This is a genomic window from Alcaligenes sp. DN25 (assembly GCF_023674485.1).
GTDB classification, from domain to species: domain Bacteria; phylum Pseudomonadota; class Gammaproteobacteria; order Burkholderiales; family Burkholderiaceae_B; genus Alcaligenes; species Alcaligenes phenolicus.
This window is the reverse complement of the sequence record NZ_CP098408.1, coordinates 3,490,692-3,505,443: the sequence shown is the minus strand read 5'-3', so window position 1 is coordinate 3,505,443 and position 14,752 is coordinate 3,490,692. Positions and strand designations below refer to the sequence as shown.

At 55.8% G+C, this 14,752-nt stretch carries 12 protein-coding genes; 9 read left to right on the top strand and 3 right to left on the bottom strand.

Going from position 1 to position 14,752, the window contains the following annotated elements:
- Window positions 1-163: 163 nt before the first annotated feature.
- The 8 genes from NBV64_RS16250 to NBV64_RS16215 all read left to right on the top strand — a co-directional run bounded on the left by NBV64_RS16250 (window position 164) and on the right by NBV64_RS16215 (window position 11,474).
- Window positions 164-2,443 (top strand): nitric-oxide reductase large subunit, encoded by a 2,280-nt coding sequence (locus NBV64_RS16250; protein ID WP_009458786.1) that lies wholly within the window; start codon window positions 164-166, stop codon window positions 2,441-2,443.
- Window positions 2,444-2,710: 267 nt separating this feature from the next.
- Complete coding sequence (locus NBV64_RS16245) at window positions 2,711-3,553, top strand: p-hydroxycinnamoyl CoA hydratase/lyase (RefSeq protein ID WP_250756143.1); 843 nt, start codon at window positions 2,711-2,713, stop codon at window positions 3,551-3,553.
- A gap of 85 nt (window positions 3,554-3,638) precedes the next feature.
- Window positions 3,639-5,762 carry an acetate--CoA ligase family protein gene (locus NBV64_RS16240; protein ID WP_250756142.1) on the top strand — a complete coding sequence of 708 codons (2,124 nt, stop codon included), beginning with the start codon at window positions 3,639-3,641 and terminating at the stop codon, window positions 5,760-5,762.
- 69 nt (window positions 5,763-5,831) lie between these two features.
- The gene (locus NBV64_RS16235; RefSeq protein WP_009458788.1) at window positions 5,832-7,202 is read left to right on the top strand and encodes an MFS transporter; all 1,371 of its coding nucleotides are present in this window, start codon (window positions 5,832-5,834) and stop codon (window positions 7,200-7,202) included.
- A gap of 2 nt (window positions 7,203-7,204) precedes the next feature.
- The gene (locus NBV64_RS16230; RefSeq protein WP_250756141.1) at window positions 7,205-8,980 is read left to right on the top strand and encodes an acyl-CoA dehydrogenase family protein; all 1,776 of its coding nucleotides are present in this window, start codon (window positions 7,205-7,207) and stop codon (window positions 8,978-8,980) included.
- A 128-nt stretch (window positions 8,981-9,108) separates the two neighbouring features.
- The gene (locus tag NBV64_RS16225; protein WP_009458790.1) at window positions 9,109-9,573 is read left to right on the top strand and encodes a MarR family winged helix-turn-helix transcriptional regulator; all 465 of its coding nucleotides are present in this window, start codon (window positions 9,109-9,111) and stop codon (window positions 9,571-9,573) included.
- Window positions 9,574-9,802: 229 nt separating this feature from the next.
- Entirely contained in the window at window positions 9,803-10,948 is a 1,146-nt protein-coding gene (nirK, locus tag NBV64_RS16220; RefSeq protein WP_009458792.1) for a copper-containing nitrite reductase, read from the top strand.
- A gap of 196 nt (window positions 10,949-11,144) precedes the next feature.
- Window positions 11,145-11,474, top strand: coding sequence for a c-type cytochrome (locus NBV64_RS16215; protein ID WP_009460372.1), 330 nt, complete (start codon window positions 11,145-11,147; stop codon window positions 11,472-11,474).
- A gap of 24 nt (window positions 11,475-11,498) precedes the next feature.
- Here NBV64_RS16215 and NBV64_RS16210 read toward each other — a convergent pair whose 3' ends face one another.
- The 3 genes from NBV64_RS16210 to NBV64_RS16200 form a co-directional block, all read right to left on the bottom strand.
- Entirely contained in the window at window positions 11,499-12,293 is a 795-nt protein-coding gene (locus NBV64_RS16210; RefSeq protein WP_250756140.1) for an exodeoxyribonuclease III, read from the bottom strand.
- Window positions 12,294-12,365: 72 nt separating this feature from the next.
- A complete protein-coding gene (locus NBV64_RS16205) occupies window positions 12,366-13,175 on the bottom strand; it encodes a DODA-type extradiol aromatic ring-opening family dioxygenase (protein WP_026484437.1) in 810 nt (269 codons plus the stop codon).
- Window positions 13,176-13,231: 56 nt separating this feature from the next.
- A complete protein-coding gene (locus NBV64_RS16200; RefSeq protein WP_026484436.1) occupies window positions 13,232-13,633 on the bottom strand; it encodes a DoxX family protein in 402 nt (133 codons plus the stop codon).
- Window positions 13,634-13,852: 219 nt separating this feature from the next.
- On the opposite strand from NBV64_RS16200, the gene NBV64_RS16195 reads away from it, so the two are divergent.
- Window positions 13,853-14,743, top strand: coding sequence for a LysR family transcriptional regulator (locus tag NBV64_RS16195; RefSeq protein WP_022983609.1), 891 nt, complete (start codon window positions 13,853-13,855; stop codon window positions 14,741-14,743).
- Window positions 14,744-14,752 lie beyond the last annotated feature (9 nt).

Here is a 14,752-nt window from a genome sequence, read left to right as displayed (position 1 = left end):
TATGACATGACCCCCGACTTAGCAGAACATCGCTACAAGGCGTGTGCTTCGGTCCGTCCCCCGTTCCGGGGCCGTACCCAAACAGGTTTTGACCAGGTAACTGGGTCCTGCCAGGACTTGTTTGGATTGGGTCGTTTGATTCATCAGCGAGACGGAGAAGAAAATGCGTAGCTATAAAAAACTATGGTGGTCCCTGGTGGCAGTCACCATGGTGACCTTTGCCATCCTGGGATGGACAGGTGTGGAGGTGTATCGCCAGGCACCCCCCATGCCCGTCAAGGTAGTCACACCGGATGGCCGTGAATTTACCTCACAGGAACAGATACATCGTGGCCAGTCCGCCTGGCAAAGTACCGGCGGCATGCAGCTGGGCTCGATCTGGGGGCATGGGGCCTACCAGGCTCCGGACTGGAGCGCCGACTGGTTGCACCGCGAGGCTCTGGCCTGGCTGGATCTGGCTGCCCAGCAAACCTACTCGCTGAACTACGATCAGCTGACATCCAGTCAGCAGGCCACTTTGCGGCAGGAACTGCAGGACGAATACCGTCCCAACCGCATTGATGAAGCGACGGGCGTATTGCAGATCAGCGAACGTCGCGCCAAGGCCATCGATACCACCGCCCAGTATTACATCGACCTGTTTGGCGACGCGCCTGAGCTGAAGTCCAGCCGCGAAAGCTTCGCCATGAAGGACAACACCTTGCCAGAGCTGCAGCGTCGTCAGGACATGACCCGCTTTTTCTTCTGGCTGTCCTGGGCCACGGTAACGGAGCGTCCTGGTACTACCGTCAGCTATACCAACAACTGGCCACATGAGCCTTTGGTGGATAACCATCCTTCCACGGCCAATATTGTCTGGTCCATTGTCAGTATCGTGCTCTTGCTGGCCGGTATTGGTTTGCTGGTCTGGATCTGGGCCTTTACGCACAAAGAAGAGGAAGCCCCTGTTGCACCGGCCACTGATCCGGTTCTGGCTTTCCGCCTGACCCCTTCGCAGCGTGCCCTGAAAAAATATGCCTTCCTGACGGTTGCCCTGTTTGTCATCCAGGTCTTCCTGGGCGGCTTTACGGCGCACTACACGGTCGAAGGCCAGATGTTCTATGGCATAGACGTGTCGCAGTGGTTCCCTTACTCCTTGACCCGTACCTGGCATATTCAGGCAGCCCTTTTGTGGATTGCCAGTGGCTTCCTGACCGCTGGTCTGTTCCTGGTGCCATTGATTAACGGGGGCGAGGATCCGAAGTTCCAGCGTCTGGGTGTGGACGTTCTGTTCGGCGCTCTGGTTGTGCTCTTTATTGGTTCTTTTGCCGGCAACTTCCTGGCCATCAAAAACATCCTGCCCCCCGAGCTGAACTTCTGGTTCGGTCACCAGGGTTATGAGTATCTGGATCTGGGCCGTTTCTGGCAGATCATCAAGTTCATTGGCCTGGCTTTCTGGCTCCTGCTGATGTTGCGTGGCATGTGGCCTGCCTTGCGTCGTGACAAGGGCGACAACCATTTATTGGTTCTGTTGACCATCTCTACCGTGGCCATTGGTCTGTTCTACGGTACTGGCTTGTTCTATGGCGAGCACACCAATATCACCATCATGGAGTACTGGCGCTGGTGGGTGGTTCACCTGTGGGTTGAGGGCTTCTTCGAGGTCTTTGCAACGGTTGCCATGGGCTTTATCTTCCTGACCTTGGGTCTGGTTTCCAAGCGTAGTGCCACGATTGCGGGTTTGGCAGCGGCCTCGCTGTTCCTGGTCGGTGGTGTGCCTGGTACTTTGCACCACCTGTACTTCTCGGGTACGACCACGCCGATCATGGCCATTGGTGCTTCCTTCAGCGCGTTGGAAGTGGTGCCTTTGATCATGCTGGGCTACGAAGCTTTCCATAACTGGAAGATGCAGAAGCAAGCCAGCTGGATGAGTGATTTGCGTTGGCCTGTCATGTTCTTTGTGGCCGTGGCCTTCTGGAACATGCTGGGTGCTGGTGTGTTTGGCTTCCTGATCAACCCACCTATCTCGCTGTACTACATCCAGGGTTTGAACACCACGCCATTGCATGCTCACGCAGCCTTGTTCGGTGTGTATGGCTTCCTGTCTCTGGGCTTTGTCTTGCTGGTGGTGCGTTATATCTCGCCCGAGGTTCGTTACAACGATCGCCTGATGAGCTGGGGCTTCTGGACGCTGAACCTGGGTCTGGTGCTGATGATGTTCGTCAGCTTGCTGCCGGCCGGGATTATTCAGGCTTGGGCCAGCATCTCGGAAGGCATGTGGTATGCCCGCAGCGAAGAGTTCATGCAGCAGCCTATCCTGCAATCCCTGCGCTGGTGGCGTACCTTGGGTGACGTTGTGTTCATTGCCGGTGCCTTGATTGTGTTCCAGCAGGTTTGGGTACGTATTTCCGCACGGCGTCGGACAATCTCGGCCAATTCTGCGGGTGCTATCAAAACATCCTGATCTTGTTCCCTCACGCTTTCTTATCTTAAGAGAGAGTCTCTGCAAGAAAACCGCCTTCGGGCGGTTTTTTTCATATTGAACGCAGATTGGTCAAGCAGGGAGCGCACCGCTTGACCAGGTCAGAATAGTGACCTTATGCAAGGTTGTATTTGTAGTCACCTAGGGTTAACGCTGTATTGTGATGATCAATAATGGTTATATATCATAATAATTATCTAATTGAATCAATTGATCAAACACTCAGTTTTAAAAGAGCAAGGAAGGCTGATGAATATTGAACGCACAGAAGAGCAAACCGTGTTGTGTACGGTAGAGGGCCGTATCGCTTGGGTGAAATTTAATCGTCCCGAGAAACGCAACGCCATGAGTCCGCAACTTAATCGTCAGATGATGCGTGTGCTCGATGAACTGGAGTTCCGCGAGGACGTTGGTGTGGTGGTGCTCAGTGGCGAGGGCTCGGCTTGGACTGCTGGTATGGATTTGAAAGAATATTTCAGGGAAACAGAAGCCACTGGCCTGAAAGGGACGCGTAAGGCGCAACGCGAAAGCTACGGTTGGTGGCGCCGACTGCGTTGGTTTCAGAAACCGACGATTGCGATGGTTAATGGCTGGTGCTTTGGTGGAGGCTATGGTCCCTTGTTTGCCTGCGACTTGGCGTTTGCCGCGGATGAGGCCACGTTCGGCTTGTCTGAAATCAATTGGGGTATTTTGCCCGGTGGAGGGGCCTCAAAAGTTGCTGTGGAGTTGTTGTCATTCCGTAATGCGATGTATCACGCCATGATGGGTGAGAGTATTGACGGTCGGACGGCAGCCCAGTGGGGGCTGGTCAATGAGTCCTTGCCCTTGGAGAGCTTGCAAGAGCGCGTGACACAGGTCGCCCGAGTCTTGTTGCAAAAAAACCCGATTGCATTGAAGGCCACCAAGGATGCCATCCGTCGTGTGCAGGAGATGACCTACGACAATGCGGAAGATTATCTGGTGCGTGTTCAGGAGGCGGCCAACAGTTTTGATAACGAAGGTCGCAAAGAAGGTATGCGGCAGTTTTTGGACGACAAAACATACAAACCTGGCTTGGGAACCTACGACCTTTCCAAACAAGAAGCCCGATAAGGGGCACAGCAGGGGGACAGCCTCTTTGGTCTGAAAGAGAGCTGCCACCACTCAATGGGAGACAGCAGTGATAAGGACACAGAGGGTGGCCGCTCAGCGGCCGGATATCGGGCGGCTATTAAGGCCGGGCTCCATAGCTATTGTGGGCGCATCGGCCACACCCGGAGCACTGGGTGCATCGGTACTGGGTAATCTGGAGCGAAACGGTTTTGCCGGCGAGATTTACTTGATCAATCCCAGGCGAGTCCAGATAGCAGGCCGTCCTTGCTTGACATCCGTTGAGCAGTTGCCTGACGGCGTGGATGTGGCTGTATTGGCGATTCCACAAACGGCCGTTCTGGATACCGTTCGTTCACTGGCCAAGCGGCGTGTCGGTGCGGCGATCATCTTTACGGCAGGTTTTGCCGAGGCCGGTATACAGGGGCAAGCCGAGCAAAATGAGATTGCCCGAATCGCGGTTGAGGCTGGCATGGTGATCGAAGGGCCCAACTGTTTGGGGAGTATCAATTATCAGCAAGGTGTGCCATTGACGTTTGTGCAAGTTGACATTCGGCACAAGACGCAGGAACAACAGCCGTGCATTGGGGTGGTGTCGCAAAGCGGTGCGATGATGACGGTGTTGTGCACCACCTTGTCCAGTCGCAACTTGCCCTTGTCCTACGCGGTTTCGACGGGCAATGAGGCGGCCAGTGCTGCGGAGGACTATGTGGAGTTCCTGCTGGAGCAAAGCCATACCCGCGTTATTGCGATGATTGTGGAGCAGTTTCGTCATCCAGAGCGCATGCTGGCAGCGGTTACTCAGGCACGTAGTCAGGGCAAGACGCTTGTACTGCTTCATCCGGGCAAAAGTAGTGCGGCTCGCGCGTCCGCGGCCACACATACCGGTGTTCTGGCAGGCGACTATTCATTGATGCGCACCAAGATGGAGCGTGCGGGTGCTGTTTTTGCTGAAACGCTGGAAGAGCTGGGTGATATCGCCGAGATTGCCATTCGTTGTCCTGCCTTGCCGGCTGCGGGCGTAGCGGTTCTGGGTGAGTCGGGGGCCTTCAAGGCCTTGACCCTGGATTGGGCCGAGGCTCTGCAACTGGACCTGCCGGAGATCAGTGATCAGGACTCACCGCAGCTAAGGTCGGTGTTGCCCGGCTTTGTGGGTGTGAGCAATCCCTTGGACTTGACGGCGCAAGGTTTGGTTGATCCGGACCTTTACTACCGTACTTTGACGGCTTTGCTGAGGGACGAACGCTTCTCCACTCTTGTTGTTGGCCTGATTCAGGGCGATACGGTGACCTGCGGCATCAAAATGCCACCGGTGCTGCGAGCCATACACGACTTGCGTCCCCGAAAAGCCGTGGTGCTTGCCGGATTGGACGAGGGGGCGGCTGTTCCTCCCGAGTTCATTGAGCAAATGCGTAGCCTGGGCGTTCCATATTTCCCCAGTACCGAGCGGGCCTTGCGTGCCGTACAACGTTTGACAGCGTTTCAAGCACGTAGCTTTGACAGTAGTCACAGCGAACCCAAAGCTTTAGTGTTGCCGACAGATCGTACCGTCATTCCTGAATATCAGGCCAAGCAGATCCTGGCCCAAGCGGGCATACCATTTGCCCGTGGAGAACTGGCTACGTGCCTGGAACAGGCGGTAGAGGCTGCCCAGACGCTGGGTTGGCCTGTTGCGCTCAAGGCCCAGTCTGCGCAGTTAAGCCATAAGAGCGATGCAGGCGGTGTCATTCTCAACGTTGGCGACAGGCCATCTTTAGAGCAGGCCTGGAACCGTCTGCATGAGAATGTGGCTAACTACGACGTGAGTATTGTTCTTGATGGTGTGCTGGTAGAGGTCATGGGACGGCGCGGCCTGGAGATGATTGTAGGGGCGCGTCAGGATCCGCAGTGGGGACCCGTGATTTTAGTAGGCATGGGGGGGGTTACGGCAGAGATCATGCGCGATGTTCGCTTGTTGGATGCTGATCTCTCCATGACAGAGGTATTGCATGAGCTCGATCAGTTGCAGGCAGCGGCCTTGTTGCATGGCTATCGAGGCTCCCCCAGACTTGATCGCGAAGCGTTGGCCGAGTTGATCATCCGTCTTGGGCAGGTGTTGCGTGGGACGCCTGCTATTAGCGAGATAGACCTCAATCCGGTCATTGTGCTGCCTGAAGGTCAGGGTGTAGTTGCATTAGATGCCTTGATGCTGCTTCAGGGCCAAAGCGGCTGAGGCCCACCAGGGCTGGCTGTTCATGCCAGTCCATTTAATTTCCTTCCCCATCCTTCACAGGAGTTTGCCTTGAGCCTGCCTTACTTGCCGGGCCGTGTACGCATGCCCGCTTCCAACCAGCTTTCAACCTTGGGCTATGCGTATTACGTCACGATTGTCTTGTTGCTGGCCTACACGCTGTCTTTTGTGGATCGCCAGATTTTGGGCCTGTTAGTGCAGCCCATCAAGAAGGATTTGCATCTGTCAGATTGGGTGTTCAGTATTGTTCACGGCTTTGCATTTGCCATTTTCTATACGTTTGTTGGAATTTTTCTGGGCCGCTTGGCGGATAGTTGGAATCGTCGGAACCTGATTGTGATCGGAATGGTGGTGTGGGTGTTGGCCACTGCCGCAGGAGGCTATGTGACTGGCTTTGCATCGCTTTTTGTCGCCCGTATGTTTGTGGGCATTGGCGAGGCCGCCCTGTCTCCGGCCGCCTATTCTATGTTGGCCGATTACTTCGCGCCCGAGCGTCGGGCCCGCGCCATGAGTATCTATACATCAGGGGTTTATATAGGATCGGCGACTGCATTTATTGTGGGTGGGCTGGTTATTGAAGCGACCAGCCAATCAGGCACGCTGATGTTTCCGCTGCTGGGCAGCTTCAAACCCTGGCAGGCGGCCTTCATCTTTGTGGCTTTGCCCGGTATTCCTCTTATTCTGCTAATGCTGACCGTGCGCGAGCCGGTGCGGCGGGGCATGAAAGGGACTGACTCGACTCCACATGCCGGTTCGGCTCCCGCTCCTGATTGGCGCTATGTGCTGCGCCATAAACGGGCTTACTTTCCACTGCTGCTGGCTCCCGGCTTGACTGCCATGATCACGTTCGGCGTCACGGCCTGGCTGCCCGCCACCTTTATCCGCCAGTGGGGGTGGACTCCTGGTGAAATTGGCCCAGCCTATGGGGTCATTATTCTGAGCTTTGGCATTGGTGGCATGCTGGTCAGTGGCTTTCTGGCTGACCATCTGACAGCACGGGGCAAGCTGGTAGGCTCGATCCTGATTTCCTTGGCCGCCACCAGCGTTTTGATCGTGACTGGAGTGGCGCTGGCCTTCGCCCCTTCTGCCGAGCTTGCTTTGGTGGCTGTGGCAGCAACGACCTTCTTTCTGGGGATGCCCGTTGCCTTGGCCCCCCCTATCTTGCAGGCCATTACCCCCAATCAATTGCGGGGACAAGTCACGTCGATTTACCTGCTTCTGATTAATTTGATTGGCTTGGGTATGGGGCCCTTTCTGGTCGCTTTTTTCACGGATTTTATTTTCCATGACGAACAGAAAGTAGGGCTGTCATTGGGTTTGGTCTCTGCCTTGGCAGCCTTGTTGTCAGCAGTGTGCCTGGCCCGGGCGATTGGCCCGTATCGTCAACTGGTCGCCATTTTGGCGCAGCAAGAGAGGACTTAAGTATGCAAGCATCGCATTATCAGCCCCCATTAGAGGACTTTCGTTTTGTACAGCAATATTGCTTGCAGGCGGAGGAGGATTGGTGCCGTTTGTCGGCTTACGAAGGGCTGGATCAGGAAACGGCAGATAGGGTAGTTGAGGCTGCCGGTCGCTTCTGTGCCGACGTCTTGGCTCCGCTTAATGGGCCAGCTGATTTGCAAGGATGTCGTCTAGAGAATGGCCGGGTCTTGACACCAGACGGGTTTGCCAAGGCCTATACAGATTTTATGGCGGCTGGATGGCCTGCGTTGGCCTGCGATCCCGGCGTGGGTGGCCAGGGCCTGCCTCAGTTGCTCGATACGGCCTTGCATGAAATGTTGGCATCAGCCAATCATGGCTGGGCCATGTATCCAGGAATTCTGCATGGTGCCTATGCCTGCCTGAATGCTCATGGTGATGAATACATTCGCCGCACCTATCTGCCGCATATCGTTAGCGGACGCTGGTTAGCCACAATGTGCCTGACTGAACCACAAGCCGGTTCCGATTTGGGTTTGCTGCGTACCCAGGCGCTGCCCGAACAAGAAGGTTCTTACCGCCTGCATGGCAACAAGATCTTCATCTCCGGTGGCGATCAGGATATGAGCGAGAACATCGTTCATCTGGTGCTGGCACGTCTGCCTGATGCCCCTGCCGGGACACGGGGGCTGTCCTTGTTCCTGGCCCCGCGCCTGATTCCCAAGGAGGGGGGGCTTGTGCCCAATACGATTTACTGTGATGGCCTTGAGAAGAAAATGGGCATCAAAGGCAGTGCTACTTGCTCGATGCGTTTCGAGGCAGCCCATGCGTGGCTGATAGGCAAACCGCATCAAGGCCTGGCCGCCATGTTTGTGATGATGAATTCGGCTCGTTTGCATGTTGGGTTGCAAGGCTTAGGTCATGCAGAAGCGGCGTGGCAATTGGCCCGCTCTTATGCTCACGAACGTTATCAGATGCGGGTGCAACCCCGCCCGGCACAGGCCAATGGAGTAGCGGATCCTATTGCCCATCATCCCGCTATGCAACGCATTCTCGCCGACTTGCGTGTCTGGACGGAAGGTATGCGGGTGATGGCGGCATGGACAGCGCATCAGCTTGATTTGGCGCAGAGCTTGCCAGAGGGTGAAGAGCAGACTCGGGCGCAGGATCTGGCCTCTTTACTGACACCAGTCGTCAAGTCGTTATTTACAGAGCGGGGCTTTTCCTTGGCCAGCGACGCACTGCAAGTTTTTGGCGGCTATGGGTACGTACATGAGTATCGTATTGAGCAAACGCTTCGAGATGCGCGTATTGCCATGATTTATGAAGGAACCAACCAGATCCAGGCGTTGGATCTGCTACAGCGCAAGATTGCCGCCGTGGGGCCCGAGGCCTTGCAACCTTTGCTCCAGGCCTGGCGCTGGGAAGCGGATGCCTGTCTGGAGGCGTTGGCAGAATGTCCATGGGGGAAAGCATTAAGACAGTGGAGTGACCAACTGTACATAGTGACGACCCATTTATGCACCTGCGCTCAACACGATACGCAAGTACTGGCCCGGTGTGCGGAGGACTATCTGCGCTTGGTCGGCATCGTGTGTATGGCATTTGCCTGGGCACGGGCAGGGCGGGTCAGTCGCTTGCATGCCGATACCAGCTTGTGCGAGCGCAAGGTGGCTAGTGCCGATTATTTCTTTGATCATGGCTTGCTGGATGCCCGCTATTACTTGAGCAGGATCGAGGCGGCAGTGACAAGCGCGGTGCCTGTGCACAAGCTCGTCTGAGACGGTTGGTGGGTCTATGCTCTATGATTGATGTCTGCACCGATCAACGGTGTGCCACTCAGGATGGTGTCGATGTTGTGTCGACACTGTCTTGCAGGCATTTTTCTTTTTTAGTCAGACACCAACTCATGGACAGTGCTCTCGAATCCGCGGTTGACCAGTCACGCCTTCTCCGCTTTCTGGGCTATCGCCTCACGCGTACGGAAATTCATATTCATAAGTTGTTTGCGCATCGTGTTGCCGAGCATGATCTCAAGCCCAGTGAGTTTTCTATTTTGATCTTGCTCGATGCTAATCCGGGAATCTATTTGCGCCAATTGGGTGAAACGCTGGATATCTCGCCATCCAATCTGGTGCCGGTGGTCGAGCGTCTGGTCAAGCGTGGCTTGATCGAACGTCATTCAGATCCGCGGGATCGACGCTTACAGCAATTACATCTGACTGCCCAAGGCCAGACTTTGCTCTTGCCTGCTGAAGAGCAGGTCGGAAAACTGGAGGAGGAATTGGAACAGATACTCACCGCCGCTGAGCGGCGCCATTTGTTCTCGGCCCTGGACAAACTGATGGCAGTCCAAGAGAGTCGCGAAAGCTGATCAGTTGCAGAACGGCTAAGCAGATGATCCTTGCGGATTGGGTGGCTGCGTATCGTTAACAGGTATTTTCTGGAACCGCCTTTAAGGCGGTTTTTTTTGTGTTCATCGCCAATGCTTGCGCTGCAACAAAGATGGCTTGGGCCAAGTACGTTCAAATACATCCTGTAACTGTTAGAGCAATCAACTATTTAATCAGCAGGCATCACGCCTGGATCAAACCGGAGGTAGTATGGAACGTCGTCATTTCTTGAAAAGTGCTGGCCTAGGTGTCGCCGCAGGAACGACTTTGCTGGCGGCTCAAGTACAAGCCCGCGAGACGGCTGCACCAAAAAAGAACGCGCCCTGGCTGGCCGCGCGTACAGAAGCCCAGATCGCCAAGCTGGAGCGGGTCAAGGTGGATCTGGTTGCGCCTCCTATGGTCCACAAGCACGAGCAGAAAGTAGGTCCCGAGCCTCGCGTGGTGGAGTTCCGCATGAGCATCGTGGAAAAAGAGATCGTGGTCGATCGCGATGGCACCACCATGCACGCCATGATGTTTGATGGCTCCATGCCCGGCCCCACCATGGTTGTGCATGAAGGCGACTACCTGGAGCTGACCCTGGTCAACCCAGCCAGCAACACCATGCCGCACAACATCGACTTTCACGCCTCGACTGGCGCGCTGGGCGGTGCCAAGTTGACCAACGTGAACCCCGGCGAACAAGCCACCTTGCGCTTCAAGGCCGACCGTACCGGTACGTTTGTGTACCACTGCGCACCCGAAGGCTCGGTAGCCTGGCACGTGGTCCAGGGCATGCACGGTACCGTCATGGTGCTGCCACGCGACGGCCTGAAGGATTCGGCGGGCAACTCGCTGCATTACGACCGTGTCTACACCATTGGCGAGTTTGACCTCTACATCCCTCGTGATGAAAAGGGCAACTTCAAAAAGTATGGTTCCTCGGCTGAAAGCTACGGCGATACCCTGGAAGCCATGCGTGGTCTGATCCCCAGCCACGTGGTGTTCAACGGCAAGGTCGGTGCCTTGATGGGCGACGGTGCTATGAAGGCCAACGTGGGTGAAACCGTGCTGTTCATTCACTCGCAGGCCAACCGCGACACCCGTCCTCACCTGATCGGTGGGCACGGTGACTGGGTTTGGGAACTGGGCAAGTTTGATGATCCACCTGCCAAGAACCTGGAAACCTGGTTCATTCGCGGCGGTTCGGCCGGTGTGGCGCTCTACACCTTCAAGCAGCCTGGTGTGTACGCCTATGTGAACCACAACCTGATCGAAGCCATGGAACTGGGCGCAGCAGGTCACGTTCTGGTCGAAGGCGAATGGAACGACGACTTGATGAAGCAAGTCAGCCCTCCCGGCCCGATCAAGGGCTAAGCAGGGTTGGCACCCGGTATGCGGAATTGAGAACCAGAAACACCCATCATTTCCGTCCGGGCTTCAAGGCAGTTATTGGATAGTGATTAGCTAGTGAAAACGCAAGAGGTTCGAACCATGAAAAACGGGCCTCTTGTACAGAAAACGAAGTATCAGCCAGGTATGCGTTCATGCCGACTGTTTAAAGGGTAAACCCATGAGAACCTATCGCCCCGCCACCATGATGTACTCCGCAATGGCCGCTTTGTTTTTGCTGGCCGCCGCACCTGCAGCACATGCCAACTCGGACGAAGCTCTCAAGCTGTACAAGTCTTCGTGTATGGTCTGTCATGCATCGGGTATGGCCAATGCCCCTCGTTTGGGTGACAAGGCTCGTTGGGAGCCCCTGATCGCCCAAGGCGAAGATGCCATGATGCAAGTTGTGCTGAACGGCAAGGGCGCCATGCCCCCACGCGGTGCAGCTCCCAAAGCAACCGATGAACAATTGCGCAGCGTTGTGCGCTACATGATTGAAAAAGCCAGCTAAGGCGCTGGCTTTTTCAGGCTGGATTTACAGGCTCCAGTCGTAATCAACCGTCAGTGGCGCGTGGTCGCTGAAACGCTCTTCCTTATAGATCGTTGCACCGCGCGCCTTGGCAGCAATACCTGGGGTGGCAATTTGATAATCAATGCGCCACCCCACATTTTTGGCCCAAGCCTGGCCGCGGTTGCTCCACCAGGTGTAGCACTCGTCCGTGGTATCGGGATGCAGGCTGCGGTACACGTCCACCCAAGCCAGTTCGCCCAGCACTTTGCTCATCCAGGCGCGTTCTTCTGGCAGAAAACCACTGTTTTTCAGGTTGCCTTTCCAGTTCTTCAAATCGGCTTCGTGGTGCGCAATATTCCAGTCACCACAAATAATGAACTCGCGGCCGGTATCACGGTGTTCCTGCATCAAGCCATTCATCCACTGCTCAAAATGATCCAGAAAGCGGTACTTGGCGGTTTGACGCTCGTCGCCCGAGGAACCCGAGGGCAGGTAGGCGCTGATCACACTAAGGTCGTTCCAGTCGGCGCGGATAATGCGGCCTTCAGCATCGAACTCTTCGCAGGCCATGCCTTCGGCCACGCTTTCTGCCTTGTGGTTCAGGTACAGGCCTACACCGCTATAGCCTTTTTTCTGAGCATGGTGGAAATGCCCGTGGTATTGACCGGGGTTGGTCAAATCGGGGGTCAGATCAGGCTCGCTGATCTTGATTTCCTGCATGCAGACAATATGAGGTTTCTGGGCTTCCAGCCAGGCGGGCAGGCCTTTACGAAAGGCGGCCCGAATACCGTTGACGTTTAACGAGGTGACGCGTAACACGTGGCAATTCTCCTTATAGCGTCAGCACTTTAACCCGTAACCTGCCTGGATGTCAGTGGCCGTCAGAGCTTGTTACGACGCTGAGCCGAAGCGGTAGCTGGACACGGTCAAGCCACCAAAGGCCTGGGTTTCGTGGTGGAAGCGATGCGCTGCGTCGCCACGCGCAGCACCAGCGGCCACCATGAGGGGAACCAGGTGATCTTCGCGGGGATGGGCAACACGTGCGGCCGGGGCCTGTTCCCAGTCCATCAAGGCCTGACGACGGGCGGCAGGGTCCTCCAGGCTCAGGCTTTGATGCAGCCAGGCATCAAACTGGGCAGAGGGCTGCACACCGCCAGGTCCCATATTGCGCAGGTTGTGATAGCTCAGACCGCTGCCAATAATCAGCACCTCTTCGTCTCGCAAAGGCGCAAGCGCCTCGCCCATGGCGTAGTGCAGGGCCGGGTCGTAGTTCGCGTGAATGGACAGTTGCACCATAGGCACTTTGGCTTGCGGATAGATCACATAAGCCGGTACGAATGCACCGTGGTCAAAGCCACGCTGCGAATCCAGATGAGTGGGCAGGCCAGCGCCTTCCAGCAAATTACAGACCTGTTGGGCCAGAGCAGGATCGCCTGGTGCAGGGTAGTGAATCTCGTACGTGTGGGGCGGAAAGCCGTAATAGTCGTACACCATGCTCGGTTGTGCTGCGGCGGCAACCAGCAGATTGGCTTGTTGAGCTTCCCAGTGGGCGGAGACCATCAAGATCGCTTTGGGTGTGCGCCCCAATTGGCGTGGAATATCCTGCAAGGCAGCACGCAGCGGGGCGTACATGGTTTGCGCTTCAGGCATCCAGGGCCAGGGTCCGCCACCATGCGAGATGAAGTAGGTGGGCATTGTCATGATGATCTCCTGCCCCTGCCCTGATAGGGGCAGGGGATAAGGGGTTGAACAAGGCGTCAGGCTTTGCCGCGGCCTGCGTCAATACTCCATGGGCCTGGGCCGGCAAAGGCCAGGTACAGGAAGGCAAAGCAGAACAGAACTGCCGCCTCACCGCCATTGAGGATAGGGGTTGCGAAGGTGCTGCCGCTGGCGTGGCCAATAAAGTAAGCGAAAGCGCACAGGCCCGAAGCAATAAAGGCTGCAAAACGAGAGAACAGACCAATCACCAGCAAGACACCCAGAACCAGTTCCAGAATGCCCGCAATGCCGTAAATGGAGCTGATTTGCAGGTTGGCAAACATGTCTACTTTGGGGAAACCCAGGATCTTGGCAGTACCGTGTGTCAGCAGGAGATAGCCTGTAACGATGCGCAGCAGGCTAAGGATGCGAGGAGTCCAGCTAGAGGTAAGGGCGCTCATGTATGTTCCTTTGGAAAGTTGACAGTATCGGTAAACGAAGCACTGGCCCGGCGTAGTGACAAAAGCTCTGTGTCAGGCATGACGTGATGACATCCTGGTGCTGGTCCCGCCCATTCAAGGCCCAGACAGGCACCGGGTTAGCGCTCGTTCAAGATTAATCAATTACTATCAGGAAATAAACAGGCCTATTTTCATTAGTTACTTTCTCATTAGGAAAGCATGGATACGATTCAGAGTCTGCGGGTGTTCCGGGAAATCGTCGCAGCGGGCAGCTTTGCAGCGGCGGCGCAACGCTTGGATATGTCTGCGCCCATGGTCAGCAAGCACTTGGCCAATCTGGAAAAACAGCTGGGCGCCCGCTTGCTCCATCGCAGCAGCCGTCGTTTGAGCCTGACGGAGTTGGGGCAAACCTACTTTGATTATTGCTTGCAGGCACTCGATACTCTGGAGCGCGGACAGCAGGCATTATCGGGTTCTGAGCATCAGCCCCAAGGTGTGTTGAGAGTGACGGCCCCCGTATGGTTTGCCAACCGCAAAGTGGCGCAGCTGTTGCAGGATTACCAAACACGCTATCCGGAAGTGACTCTGGACATGAGCCTGAGCAATCACAAAGTGGATTTGGTGGCGGAAGGTTTTGATCTGGCCTTGCGGGTGATGCGCGAGCCTGCGCCGCATCAGATTGCACGTCTTATTTGCCCCACGCCCTTTCATCTGGTGGCCAGCCCGGAGTTTGTGGCCCAGCACGGCATGCCGCGTAACTGTGCGGAGGTGATGCGTCTGCCGGCTATCAGCCCCAGTTATTTACAGCAGCCCAGTTTTGAATTTTTGGGGCCGGACGGGCCGGAGTCCTTGCGCCTGAATCCTTTCATGCGTTCGGATAACACCAATCTGACTTATTACAGTGCGTTGGGTGGAGCAGGGCTGGCCTATTTGCCGGAGTGGCTGGTGATGGATGATCTGGAAAGTGGTCGGCTGGTTCGCCTGTTGCCCGATTACACCGAAGAGCTGCAGCAGCTGCATGCCGTCTATGCCAGCCGTCGCTATTTGACACCTAAAGTGCGCAGTTTTATCGACTTCTTGCTGGAAGAACTGGCCGAACCTGCCAAGTGATGGCTCACA

Coding starts and splice junctions, on each gene's coding strand:
- NBV64_RS16215 (WP_009460372.1), top strand. CDS start 11,145: ATGAGAACCTATCGCCCCGCCACCATGATGTACTCCGCAATGGCCGCT.
- nirK (WP_009458792.1), top strand. CDS start 9,803: ATGGAACGTCGTCATTTCTTGAAAAGTGCTGGCCTAGGTGTCGCCGCA.
- NBV64_RS16230 (WP_250756141.1), top strand. CDS start 7,205: ATGCAAGCATCGCATTATCAGCCCCCATTAGAGGACTTTCGTTTTGTA.
- NBV64_RS16195 (WP_022983609.1), top strand. CDS start 13,853: ATGGATACGATTCAGAGTCTGCGGGTGTTCCGGGAAATCGTCGCAGCG.
- NBV64_RS16245 (WP_250756143.1), top strand. CDS start 2,711: ATGAATATTGAACGCACAGAAGAGCAAACCGTGTTGTGTACGGTAGAG.
- NBV64_RS16205 (WP_026484437.1), bottom strand. CDS start 13,175: ATGACAATGCCCACCTACTTCATCTCGCATGGTGGCGGACCCTGGCCC.
- NBV64_RS16250 (WP_009458786.1), top strand. CDS start 164: ATGCGTAGCTATAAAAAACTATGGTGGTCCCTGGTGGCAGTCACCATG.
- NBV64_RS16200 (WP_026484436.1), bottom strand. CDS start 13,633: ATGAGCGCCCTTACCTCTAGCTGGACTCCTCGCATCCTTAGCCTGCTG.
- NBV64_RS16225 (WP_009458790.1), top strand. CDS start 9,109: ATGGACAGTGCTCTCGAATCCGCGGTTGACCAGTCACGCCTTCTCCGC.